Source organism: Microbispora sitophila (assembly GCF_014892245.1).
Taxonomy (GTDB): Bacteria; Actinomycetota; Actinomycetes; order Streptosporangiales; family Streptosporangiaceae; genus Microbispora; species Microbispora siamensis.
In genome coordinates this window covers 1-12054 of record NZ_JADBGC010000020.1, presented here as the reverse complement: position 1 = coordinate 12054, position 12054 = coordinate 1, and the positions used below count along the sequence as shown (strand labels likewise).

Genomic DNA, 12054 nt, shown 5'->3' with positions numbered 1-12054 from the left:
AATGGGGCGAGTCCCTCGCTCGGTGGCGAGGGGCCCCTCTCCCCGCTGCGGCAGGTGCTAGCCGATCTGACCGAAGATGTCGATCCGCTCGCCCTCGGCCAGGCTCACGATCGCGCGCTTGGTGTCCGGGCGCTGGCCGTAGCCGTGCCGGGTCCGCTTGCGCTTGCCCTGGCGGTTGATCGTGTTCACGCCGGTCACCTTGACGCCGAAGATCTGCTCGACGGCGATCTTCACCTGCGTCTTGTTGGCACCCTTGCGCACCAGGAACGTGTACTTGTTGTGCTCATCGATCAGGCCGTAGCTCTTCTCGGAGACGATCGGCTTGAGGATGATGTCGCGCGGGTCGGCGATCTTCTGCATCAGGCCTCTTCCTTCCCGCTGTTCGCCAGCCGGGCCACGACCTGGTCGTAGGCCTCACGGGTGAAGACCACGTCGTCGTGGCACAGCACGTCGTAGGTGTTCAGCTGTCCCGCGTCCAGCAGGTGGACCTCGGGCGCGTTGCGCAGGCTGAGCCAGGTGAGCTCGTCGTTCTCGTCGACCACGACGAGGACGCTGCGGGCCTGCGTGATCTTGCGCAGGGCCTCGAGGGCGGCCTTGGTCTTGGGCGTCTCACCGGTGACCAGGCTGCTCACCACGTGGACGCGGCCGCCGCCGGCGCGGTCGGACAGCGCGCCCTTCAGGGCCGCCGCCTTCATCTTCTTGGGCGTCCGCTGCTCGTAGGAGCGCGGCTGCGGGCCGTGGACGGTGCCACCGCCGGCGAACTGCGGAGCGCGGGTCGAACCCTGGCGGGCGCGGCCGGTGCCCTTCTGCCGGTACGGCTTCTTGCCGCCGCCGGAGACGTCACCGCGGGTCTTGGTCGCGTGGGTGCCCTGCCGGCGAGCGGCGAGCTGGGCGACGACCACCTGGTGGATCAGCGGGACGTTGACCTTGGCCCCGAAGACCTCCTCGGGAAGGTCGACGCTCCCCGTCTTGGCGCCGCTGGCGTCGAGGACGTCAATGGTCGTGGTCACTTCGCAGCAACCCCCTTCTTGGCAGCGGTGCGGAGGAGGACCAGGCTGCCGTTGGCGCCGGGGATCGCACCCTTGATCAGGATGAGGCCCTTCTCGGCGTCCACGGCGTGCACCTTGAGGCTCTGGACCGTCGTGCGGACGTTGCCCATCCGCCCGGCCATGCGCAGGCCCTTGAAAACGCGGCCCGGGGTGGCGCAGCCACCGATGGAGCCCGGGGAGCGGTGCTTGCGCTGGGTACCGTGCGAAGCGCCCAGACCACGGAAGTTGTGGCGCTTCATGACACCGGCGTAGCCCTTGCCCTTGCTCTTGCCCGTGACGTCGACGTACTGGCCGGCCTCGAAGGTGTCGGCGAGGATCTCCTGGCCGATCGTGTACTCGGAGGCGTCCTCGGTGCGAACCTCGGCGAAGTAGCGGCGCGGGGTGATGTCGTGCTTGCGCAGGTAGTCGCCCAGGGGCTTGTTCACCTTGCGCGGGTCGATCTGCCCGTAGCCGAGCTGGACAGCGGAGTAGCCGTCCTTCTCCGGAGTGCGGACCCGGGTCACCACGCACGGACCGGCCTCGACGACGGTGACCGGGATCACCCGGTTCGCCTCATCGAAGACCTGGGTCATGCCGAGCTTCTTGCCCAGGACGCCCTTGATCTGCTTAGCCATGTCAGTGCGTTCCTTAGAGCTTGATCGAGATGTCCACGCCGGCGGGAAGGTCGAGACGCATGAGCGAGTCGACCGTCTTCGGCGTCGGGTCGATGATGTCAATCAGCCGCTTGTGCGTACGCATCTCAAAGTGCTCGCGGCTGTCCTTGTACTTGTGCGGCGACCGGATGACGCAGTACACGTTCTTCTCGGTCGGCAGCGGCACCGGGCCAGCGACCTTGGCGCCGGTCCGCGTCACCGTCTCGACGATCTTCTTGGCCGAGCTGTCGATGACCTCGTGGTCATACGCCTTAAGCCGGATGCGGATCTTCTGTCCCGCCATAATGGCCTCGGTGTCCTTCGCTGTCGTCCTATAAAGCATCGCGCGGCCTGTTGCCGCAGGTCTGTTTCCACATGACCGACGCCCGGATCCCGTCCGGTGTTCCGTGATCTGGCAGTGGCTTCGGTCGAAGTGCGGCCGAAAGCACTGCGAGATCACGGTCTCGTCGTCCGTGGGGGACCGTCTCCGGCCCCTGCGCGGTGCGGCGGTCAGGCCCTGTGGACCCGACCGCCGCCCAGCGGTGCTACTACTTGATGACCTTCGTGACGCGACCGGCGCCGACGGTGCGGCCACCCTCGCGGATCGCGAACTTCAGGCCCTCTTCCATGGCGACCGGCTGGATGAGCTGGACGGTCATCTCGGTGTTGTCACCGGGCATGACCATCTCGGTGCCCTCCGGCAGGTTCACCACGCCCGTCACGTCAGTCGTACGGAAGTAGAACTGAGGACGGTAGTTGTTGAAGAACGGCGTGTGGCGGCCGCCCTCGTCCTTGGACAGGATGTAGACCTGCGCCTCGAACTCGGTGTGCGGGGTGGTCGTGCCCGGCTTGATGACACACTGACCGCGCTCGACCTCCTCGCGCTTGATGCCGCGCAGGAGCAGACCGACGTTGTCACCGGCCTGGCCCTCGTCGAGGAGCTTGCGGAACATCTCGACGCCGGTGACGGTCGTCGTGGTGCTCTTCTCCTTGATGCCGATGATGTCGACGGTCTCGTTGACCTTGACGACACCGCGCTCGATACGACCGGTGACGACGGTGCCGCGACCGGTGATCGAGAACACGTCCTCGATCGGCATGAGGAACGGCTTGTCGGTGTCACGAACCGGCTCGGGGACGTTCTCGTCCACGGCGTTCATGAGCTCGATGATCGAGTCGCCCCACTTCTCGTCGCCCTCGAGCGCCTTGAGCGCCGATACGCGCACGACCGGCAGGTCGTCGCCCGGGAACTCCTGGGCGGACAGCAGCTCGCGGACCTCGAGCTCGACGAGCTCCAGGATCTCCTCGTCGTCGACCATGTCGGCCTTGTTGAGGGCCACGACGATGTAGGGGACGCCGACCTGGCGGGCCAGGAGGACGTGCTCCTTCGTCTGCGGCATCGGGCCGTCGGTGGCCGCGACCACCAGGATCGCGCCGTCCATCTGGGCGGCACCGGTGATCATGTTCTTCACGTAGTCGGCGTGACCGGGGCAGTCCACGTGGGCGTAGTGGCGCTTCTCGGTCTGGTACTCGACGTGCGCGATGGAGATGGTGATTCCGCGAGCCTTCTCCTCGGGCGCCTTGTCGATCTTGTCGAACGGGGTCGCCTCGTTGAGCTGCGGGAAACGGTCGTGAAGCACCTTGGTGATCGCCGCGGTCAGAGTGGTCTTGCCGTGGTCGATGTGCCCAATGGTGCCGATGTTCACGTGCGGCTTGTTCCGCTCGAACTTGGCCTTGGCCACTGGTCTGTCTCCTTAGAGATTCTGACTTGACTTGCGTCTTCTACCCTCAGGCTCGGTACGGCGGGGCGCCCTCGGGCGCTCCGCCGTACCGCGAGCGGAACTATTCGCCCCGAGCCTTCGCGACGATCTCCTTGGCGATGCCCGGGGGCACCTCCGCGTAGGAGTCGAACTGCATGCTGTAGCTCGCCCGCCCCTGAGTACGGCTGCGCAGGTCACCCACGTAGCCGAACATCTCGGAAAGCGGAACGAGCGCCCTGATGACGCGGGCGCCGGACCGTTCGTCCATTGCCTGGATCTGTCCGCGACGACCGTTCAGGTCGCCGATGACGTCTCCCATGTAGTCCTCGGGCGTGGTGACCTCGACGGCCATCATCGGCTCGAGGAGTACGGCGTCTGCCTTGCGCGCGGCCTCCTTGAAGGCCATCGAGCCGGCAATCTTGAAGGCCATTTCCGACGAGTCGACCTCGTGGAAGGCGCCGTCCTGAAGCGTGACCTTGACGCCGACCATCGGGTAGCCGGCGAGCACGCCGAACTCGGCCGCCTCCTGCGCGCCCGCGTCCACCGACGGGATGTACTCCCGCGGGATGCGGCCACCGGTGACCTTGTTCTCGAACTCGTAACCGTCGTTGCCCTCGCCCAGCGGCTCCAGGTCGATGATCACACGCGCGAACTGGCCGGAACCACCGGTCTGCTTCTTGTGCGTGTACTCGACCTTCTCCACCTTGCGGCGGATGGTCTCGCGGTAGGCGACCTGCGGGCGGCCGACGTTCGCCTCGACCTTGAACTCGCGGCGCATCCGGTCGACGAGGATCTCCAGGTGAAGCTCGCCCATGCCCCAGATGACCGTCTGGCCGGTCTCCTCGTCACGACGGACCTGGAAGGACGGGTCCTCCTCGGCCAGCCGCTGGATCGCGGTGCCCAGCTTCTCCTGGTCGCCCTTGGTCTTGGGCTCGATGGCCACGTTGATGACCGGCGCCGGGAAGGTCATCGACTCGAGGACGACCTGCTTGACCGGGTCCGAGAGGGTGTCACCGGTGGTGGTGTCCTTCAGGCCCATGACGGCCACGATCTGACCAGCGGTCGCGGTCGGGCGCTCCTCGCGCTTGTTCGCGTGCATCTGGTAGATCTTGCCGATCCGCTCCTTCTTGCCCTTGACCGAGTTCACCACGGTGGTGCCGGCCTCGAGCGTTCCGGAGTAGACGCGGATGTAGGTCAGCTTGCCCAGGTGCGGGTCGCTCATGATCTTGAACGCCAGGGCGGCGAAGGGCTCGTTCGGGTCCGCGTGGCGCTCGACGATCTCCTCCTCGTTGCCCACCGCGTGGCCCTTGAAGGCCGGGATGTCGGTGGGAGCCGGGAGGTAGGCGACGATCGCGTCGAGCAGGGGCTGCACGCCCTTGTTCTTGAACGCGGTGCCGCACAGGACCGGGTTGATCGCGCCGCTGATGGTCGCCCGGCGGATGGCCGCGACGAGCTGCTCCTCGCTGGGCTCGACACCCTCCAGGAAGAGCTCCATGAGCTCGTCGTCGTTCTCGGCGACGGTCTCGACGAGCTTGTCGCGCCACTCACGGGCGGCGTCGGCGTGGTCGGCCGGGATGTCGACGGTGTCGTACATCTCGCCCTTGGCCGCCTCGGCGCTCCAGAGCAGGCCCTTCATCTTCACCAGGTCGATGACGCCCTTGAAGTCGGCCTCGACGCCCCAGGGAAGCTGGATGACCGCCGGGGTGGAGCCCAGCCGGTTGATCATCATGTCGACACAGCGGTGGAACTCCGCGCCGACGCGGTCCATCTTGTTCACGAAGCAGATGCGGGGCACGCCGTAGCGGTCGGCCTGGCGCCAGACCGTCTCCGACTGCGGCTCCACGCCCGCGACACCGTCGAACACCGCGACCGCGCCGTCGAGAACACGCAGCGACCGCTCGACCTCGATGGTGAAGTCCACGTGTCCGGGCGTGTCGATGATGTTGATCGTGTGATCAAGCCAGCTACAGGTGGTCGCGGCGGAGGTGATGGTGATGCCGCGCTCCTGCTCCTGCTCCATCCAGTCCATGGTGGCAGCGCCCTCATGGACCTCACCGATCTTGTAGTTGATGCCGGTGTAGAACAGGATGCGCTCAGTCGTCGTGGTCTTGCCCGCGTCGATATGGGCCATGATCCCGATGTTGCGGACCCTGGCCAGGTCAAGAGCGGTCGTGGTGGCCACTTCTTCGCGTCCTTAACTCGTCGTCGGTGCTCACTACCAGCGGTAGTGGGCGAAGGCCTTGTTGGACTCGGCCATCTTGTGCGTGTCCTCACGCCGCTTGACGCTGGCGCCGAGGCCGTTGCTCGCGTCGAGCAGCTCGTTCATGAGCCGCTCGGTCATGGTCTTCTCGCGGCGCGCCCGGGAGTACTGGACGATCCACCGCAGCGCCAGCGTGGTGCTGCGCGAGGCCTTGACCTCGACCGGCACCTGGTAGGTGGCGCCACCGACGCGGCGGCTCTTCACCTCGAGCGTCGGGCGGACGTTGTCGAGAGCGCGCTTGAGCGTGACGACCGGGTCGTTGCCGGTCTTGTCCTTGCAGCCCTCGAGGGCGCCGTAGACGATCGACTGCGCGAGGGAGCGCTTGCCGTCCAGGAGAACCTTGTTGATGAGCGCGGTGACCAGCGGCGAGTTGTGCACCGGGTCAGCGACCAGCTGGCGGCGGCCAGGGGAACCCTTGCGCGGCATGTCAGCTCTTCTCCTTCTTAGCGCCGTAACGGCTGCGGGCCTGCTTGCGGTTGCGGACCGCCTGGGTGTCCAGCGAACCACGGATGATCTTGTAGCGAACACCCGGCAGGTCCTTCACACGACCACCACGCACGAGCACCATCGAGTGCTCCTGGAGGTTGTGGCCCACCCCGGGGATGTAAGCCGTGACCTCGATGCCGTTGGTGAGCCGAACACGGGCCACCTTGCGCAGCGCCGAGTTGGGCTTCTTGGGGGTCGTCGTGTAAACGCGGGTGCAAACGCCGCGCCGCTGCGGGCTCCCCTTGAGGGCAGGAGTCTTGGTCTTGCTGACCTTGTCCTGCCGGCCCTTTCGGACCAACTGCTGAATGGTGGGCACCGCGTCTCCGTTTCGTGCCTAGCCGGTGATACGTAGGACCCGATCGAGGTGGCGATGCCGCCTCTCACAGGCTTGCAGGTACTGCCGGTGTCATGACCTGCTGGTTTTCCATCCCCTTCGACCCCCGCGCTCGGGCGTGTCGCGCTCTTGTCGCATCACACCCGGGCGGACCCGGTCGATCTGGAGGAGTCACACGGCGCCCCCACACGCCCCCCTCGTCGGGAAGCGGCATTTGAGCGCACGCATGCGAGCCCACAGACGGGCACGAAGGTAAAGCCTACCCGCCCCGGTACAACACGTCAAAACAGAGGAGGACGCCCCGGAGGGACGTGCCCCGCTGTCTCGACGTGCCGCTGCGCCGACGGCCCAGGACGGACCGCCGAAGGACTCGGCCCCCCATCATACCGTCCCCACGAGAGGCTTCTCACGCTTTCCGCACCGCCCCCGCCCTGCGTCGCGCGGCCCGGCCGCCCGGTCAGCCGGACAAACCGGGAAGCCGGCCAAACGGAAAGCGGCCCGGGGCGTGATGCCCCGGGCCGCTTCCGTACGTCCCCGCCGCGGCGATCGGCTCACCGCGGCGACCTGTCAACGGCCGTACTGACCGAAGTCGTACTCCTCCAGCGGGACGGCCTCGCCGCTGCCGGAGCCGAAGGTGTAGTCCGCAGCCGAGCCGTCGTAGCCGCCGACCGTGTACATCGCGGCCTTGGCCTCCTCGGTCGGCTCCACCCGGATGTTGCGGTACTGGGGCATGCCCGTACCGGCCGGGATGAGCTTACCGATGATGACGTTCTCCTTGAGGCCGAGCAGCGAGTCCGACTTGGCGTGGATCGCCGCGTCGGTGAGGACTCGCGTCGTCTCCTGGAAGGACGCCGCCGACAGCCAGGACTCGGTGGCCAGCGAGGCCTTGGTGATGCCCATCAGGACCGGACGGCCGGAGGCCGGCTGGCCGCCCTCCGCCACGGTCTGACGGTTCATCGCCTCGAAGCGCGGCCGCTCGACCAGCTCACCGGGCAGCAGCTCGGTGTCGCCGGACTCCAGCACGTTCACGCGCTTGAGCATCTGCCGGACGATGACCTCGATGTGCTTGTCGTGGATCGACACACCCTGCGAGCGGTAGACCTGCTGCACCTCGTCCACCAGGTGGAGCTGGACGGCACGCGGGCCGAGGATGCGCAGGACCTCGTTCGGGTTGCGCGCACCGGCGACCAGGAGCTGGCCGACGTCCACGTGCTGCCCCTCCGAGACCAGCAGGCGCGACCGCATCGACACCGGGTAGGCGACCTCGTCGGAGCCGTCGTCCGGAGTGATCACGATCTTGCGCGTCTTGTCGGTCTCGTCGATCCGGACGCGGCCGGCGACCTCGCTGATCGGGGCGACACCCTTGGGGATGCGCGCCTCGAACAGCTCCTGGACACGCGGCAGACCGTGGGTGATGTCGGCGCCCGCCACACCACCGGTGTGGAAGGTACGCATGGTCAGCTGGGTGCCGGGCTCACCGATCGACTGGGCCGCGATGATGCCGACGGCCTCGCCGACGTCCACGAGCTTGCCGGTGGCCAGCGAACGGCCGTAGCAGGTCGCGCAGACACCGATCTTGGCCTCGCAGACGAGCGTGCTGCGGGTCCTGACCGTCTCGATGCCGGCGTTGACCAGCGCCGTCACCACGTCGTCGTTGATGTCGACGCCCGCCGAGGCGATCAGCTTGCCGTCCACCTCGACGTCCTCGGCCAGGATGCGGCCGTGCACGTTGCTCTCGGCGTTCTCGGCCTTGACCAGGTTGCCCTGGGAGTCGCGCTCGCCGACGTGCAGCGGGACGGCCCGGTCGGTGCCGCAGTCGATCTCGCGCACGATGACGTCCTGCGCGACGTCGACCAGACGACGGGTCAGGTAACCCGAGTCGGCGGTCCGCAGAGCGGTGTCCGCCAGACCCTTCCGCTGACCGTGGGTCGAGATGAAGTACTCCAGCACCGACAGGCCCTCGCGGAAGGAGGACTTGATCGGCCGCGGGATCGTCTCACCCTTGGTGTTGGACACCAGGCCGCGGATGCCGGCGATCTGCCGGACCTGCATGCGGTTACCGCGGGCGCCCGAGTTGACCATCATCCAGACCGGGTTGGTCGCCGGGAACGCGTTGACCATGTCGGTCTCGACGTCCGCCGTCGCGTGGGTCCAGATCTCGATGAGCTCCTGACGGCGCTCCTCGTCGGTGATCAGACCGCGGTCGTACTCCCGCTGGACCTTGTCGGCCCGCCTCTCGTACGACTCCATGATCTCGGCCTTGTTCGGCGGCGCCACGACGTCCTCGATGGAGATCGTGACACCGGCGCGGGTCGCCCAGTAGAAGCCGGCGTCCTTCAGCGAGTCGAGCGCGTTGGCCACCTCCACCTTCGGGTACCGCTCGGCCAGCTCGTTGACGATCGCCGAGAGCTGCTTCTTGCCGACCTGGTAGTTCACAAAGGGGTAGTTGGCGGGCAGCGTCTGGTTGAACAGGCACCGGCCCAGCGTGGTCTCCAGCCGGATCGGGTCGCCGGACTCCCAGCCCTCGGGGGCCTCCCAGCCGCGCGGCGGCGGGACGTCCTTGAGCCGCACCTGGATCTTGGCCTGGATGTCCAGCTCGTGGCGGTCGAAGGCCATGAGGGCCTCCGACACCGTGGCGAACACCCGGCCCTCGCCCAGGCCGGCCTCCTTCTGGGTGGTCAGCCAGTACAGACCGATGACCATGTCCTGGGTGGGCATCGTCACCGGCTTGCCGTCCGCCGGCTTGAGGATGTTGTTGGTGGACAGCATCAGGATCCGGGCCTCGGCCTGGGCCTCGGCCGACAGCGGCAGGTGCACCGCCATCTGGTCGCCGTCGAAGTCCGCGTTGAACGCGGTGCAGACGAGCGGGTGGATCTGGATGGCCTTGCCCTCGACGAGCTGCGGCTCGAAGGCCTGGATGCCCAGGCGGTGCAGGGTGGGCGCGCGGTTGAGCAGCACCGGGTGCTCGGTGATGACCTCTTCCAGCACGTCCCACACGACCGGCTTGGACCGCTCGACCATCCGCTTGGCGGACTTGATGTTCTGCGCGTGGTTGAGATCGACCAGGCGCTTCATCACGAACGGCTTGAACAGCTCCAGCGCCATCTGCTTGGGCAGGCCGCACTGGTGGAGCTTGAGCTGCGGGCCGACGACGATGACCGAACGGCCGGAGTAGTCGACGCGCTTGCCGAGCAGGTTCTGCCGGAAACGACCCTGCTTACCCTTCAGCATGTCGCTGAGGGACTTCAACGGACGGTTGCCGGGGCCCGTGACCGGGCGGCCGCGGCGGCCGTTGTCGAACAGGGCGTCGACGGCCTCCTGGAGCATCCGCTTCTCGTTGTTCACGATGATCTCGGGCGCGCCGAGGTCGAGCAGACGCTTGAGGCGGTTGTTCCGGTTGATGACCCGGCGGTACAGGTCGTTCAGGTCCGAGGTGGCGAAGCGGCCACCGTCGAGCTGGACCATCGGCCGCAGGTCCGGCGGGATCACCGGGATGCAGTCGAGGACCATGCCGCTCGGCGAGTTGCGGGTGTTGAGGAACGCCGCGACGACCTTGAGCCGCTTGAGGGCGCGGGCCTTCTTCTGGCCCTTGCCGCTGCGGATGGTCTCCCGCAGGTTCTCCGCCTCGGCCTCCAGGTCGAAGCCGGTCAGCCGCTCCTGGATGGCCTGGGCGCCCATGCCGCCGCGGAAGTAGCGGCCGAACCGGTCGCGCATCTCGCGGTAGAGCAGCTCGTCGCCCTCCAGGTCCTGGACCTTGAGGTTCTTGAAGCGGCTCCAGACCTCCTCGAGCCGGTCCAGCTCGCGCTGGGCCCGGTCGCGGAGCTGGCGCATCTCACGGTCGGCGCCCTCACGCACCTTGCGGCGGGCGTCGCCCTTGGCGCCGGCGGCCTCCAGCTCGGCCAGGTCGGCCTCGAGCTTCTTCTGGCGGGCCTCGATGTCGGCGTCACGGCGCTGCTCGATGTGCTGCCGCTCGACGGAGATCTTCGCCTCCAGCGACGGCAGGTCGCGGTCACGCATCTCGGTGTCGACATGCGTGATCATGTACGCCGCGAAGTAGATGACCTTCTCCAGGTCCTTCGGGGCCAGGTCGAGCAGGTAACCGAGGCGCGACGGGACGCCCTTGAAGTACCAGATGTGGGTGACCGGAGCGGCCAGCTCGATGTGGCCCATCCGCTCGCGGCGCACCTTGGCGCGCGTGACCTCGACGCCACAGCGCTCACAGATGATGCCCTTGAAGCGGACGCGCTTGTACTTGCCGCAGTAGCACTCCCAGTCCCGGGTCGGACCGAAGATCTTCTCGCAGAAGAGCCCGTCCTTCTCCGGCTTGAGGGTCCGGTAGTTGATGGTCTCCGGCTTCTTCACCTCGCCGTGCGACCACTGCCTGATGTCGTCGGCGGTCGCGAGGCCGATGCGCAGCTCGTCGAAGAAGTTGACGTCGAGCACTAGATAATCCCCTTTTGAATCAGACCTCGTCGACGGTCATCGCGCCCTCGTGGGGACGCCGGGACAGGTCGATGCCGAGCTCCTCCGCCGCGCGGAAGACGTCCTCGTCGGTGTCCCTCATCTCGATCGACATGCCGTCGCTCGACAGAACCTCGACGTTCAGACAGAGCGACTGCATCTCCTTGATGAGGACCTTGAAGGACTCGGGAATGCCCGCCTCGGGGATGTTCTCGCCCTTGACGATGGCCTCGTAGACCTTCACCCGGCCCAGGACGTCGTCGGACTTGATCGTCAGCAGCTCCTGCAGCGCGTACGCCGCGCCGTAGGCCTCCAGGGCCCACACCTCCATCTCGCCGAAGCGCTGGCCGCCGAACTGCGCCTTACCACCCAGCGGCTGCTGGGTGATCATCGAGTACGGGCCGGTCGAGCGAGCGTGGATCTTGTCGTCGACCAGGTGCAGCAGCTTCAGGATGTAGATGTAACCCACCGAGATCGGGTGCGGGAACGGCTCGCCGGAGCGGCCGTCGAACAGCCGCGCCTTGCCGTTCTCCCCCACCATGCGGGAGCCGTCCCGGTTGAGCAGGGTGTTGTTGAGCAGGCCGACGATCTCCTCCTCGTGGGCGCCGTCGAACACCGGCGTGGCGACCTTGGTCCAGGGCTCGACCCTGTCCATGTCCTTCTCGCGCAGGCGCTCGGCCCAGGCTTCCTCGAGACCGGAGACGTCCCATCCGCGGGCGGCGATCCACCCGAGATGTGTCTCCAGCACCTGGCCGACGTTCATCCGGCCGGGCACGCCCAGCGGGTTGAGGACGATGTCGACCGGCGTGCCGTCCTCCAGGAACGGCATGTCCTCCACCGGCAGGATCTTGGAGATGACGCCCTTGTTGCCGTGACGGCCGGCGAGCTTGTCACCATCGGTGATCTTGCGCTTCTGCGCCACGTAGACACGCACCAGCTCGTTGACACCCGGAGGAAGCTCGTCGCCCTCCTCACGGCTGAACACCCGCACGCCGATGACCTTGCCGGACTCACCGTGCGGCACCTTCAGCGAGGTGTCGCGGACCTCACGCGCCTTCTCACCGAAGATCGC

The 12054-nt window shown here is 67.2% G+C and carries 10 protein-coding genes; all 10 read right to left on the bottom strand.

Going from position 1 to position 12054, the window contains the following annotated elements; translation table 11 throughout:
- Window positions 1-57 precede the first annotated feature (57 nt).
- The gene (gene rplW / locus IL992_RS31465; protein ID WP_076432505.1) at window positions 58-360 is read right to left on the bottom strand and encodes a 50S ribosomal protein L23; all 303 of its coding nucleotides are present in this window, start codon (window positions 358-360) and stop codon (window positions 58-60) included.
- A complete protein-coding gene (gene rplD, locus IL992_RS31460) occupies window positions 360-1010 on the bottom strand; it encodes a 50S ribosomal protein L4 (protein WP_193206979.1) in 651 nt (216 codons plus the stop codon). Before rplD ends, rplW begins: the two co-directional genes overlap by 1 nt.
- On the bottom strand, window positions 1007-1663 hold the full coding sequence (gene rplC / locus IL992_RS31455) for a 50S ribosomal protein L3 (protein ID WP_193206978.1): 657 nt from the start codon (window positions 1661-1663) through the stop codon (window positions 1007-1009). The genes rplD and rplC overlap by 4 nt, the downstream gene beginning before the upstream one ends.
- Before the next feature lie 13 nt (window positions 1664-1676).
- On the bottom strand, window positions 1677-1985 hold the full coding sequence (gene rpsJ / locus IL992_RS31450) for a 30S ribosomal protein S10 (RefSeq protein WP_012887830.1): 309 nt from the start codon (window positions 1983-1985) through the stop codon (window positions 1677-1679).
- Window positions 1986-2229: 244 nt separating this feature from the next.
- Window positions 2230-3423, bottom strand: a complete 1194-nt coding sequence (gene tuf, locus IL992_RS31445; protein ID WP_079319869.1) for an elongation factor Tu — start codon at window positions 3421-3423, stop codon at window positions 2230-2232.
- Between the two features lie 100 nt (window positions 3424-3523).
- Window positions 3524-5572: an elongation factor G gene (gene fusA / locus IL992_RS31440; protein WP_404804801.1), complete on the bottom strand. Its 2049-nt coding sequence runs from the start codon at window positions 5570-5572 to the stop codon at window positions 3524-3526.
- A gap of 84 nt (window positions 5573-5656) precedes the next feature.
- Complete coding sequence (rpsG, locus tag IL992_RS31435) at window positions 5657-6127, bottom strand: 30S ribosomal protein S7 (RefSeq protein WP_079319871.1); 471 nt, start codon at window positions 6125-6127, stop codon at window positions 5657-5659.
- A 1-nt stretch (window position 6128) separates the two neighbouring features.
- Window positions 6129-6503 (bottom strand): 30S ribosomal protein S12, encoded by a 375-nt coding sequence (gene rpsL, locus IL992_RS31430; protein ID WP_030508316.1) that lies wholly within the window; start codon window positions 6501-6503, stop codon window positions 6129-6131.
- A 585-nt stretch (window positions 6504-7088) separates the two neighbouring features.
- Window positions 7089-10964 carry a DNA-directed RNA polymerase subunit beta' gene (locus IL992_RS31425; protein ID WP_193206976.1) on the bottom strand — a complete coding sequence of 1292 codons (3876 nt, stop codon included), beginning with the start codon at window positions 10962-10964 and terminating at the stop codon, window positions 7089-7091.
- Between the two features lie 19 nt (window positions 10965-10983).
- On the bottom strand, window positions 10984-12054 hold a 1071-nt coding region (locus tag IL992_RS31420), incomplete at its 5' end, for a DNA-directed RNA polymerase subunit beta (protein WP_449843671.1).

Bases quoted from the DNA above. Each gene is read 5' to 3' on its own strand.
- rpsG (WP_079319871.1), bottom strand. From the start codon at position 6,127: ATGCCGCGCAAGGGTTCCCCTGGCCGCCGCCAGCTGGTCGCTGACCCG.
- fusA (WP_404804801.1), bottom strand. From the start codon at position 5,572: ATGGCCCATATCGACGCGGGCAAGACCACGACGACTGAGCGCATCCTG.
- rplC (WP_193206978.1), bottom strand. From the start codon at position 1,663: ATGGCTAAGCAGATCAAGGGCGTCCTGGGCAAGAAGCTCGGCATGACC.
- rplW (WP_076432505.1), bottom strand. From the start codon at position 360: ATGCAGAAGATCGCCGACCCGCGCGACATCATCCTCAAGCCGATCGTC.
- rpsJ (WP_012887830.1), bottom strand. From the start codon at position 1,985: ATGGCGGGACAGAAGATCCGCATCCGGCTTAAGGCGTATGACCACGAG.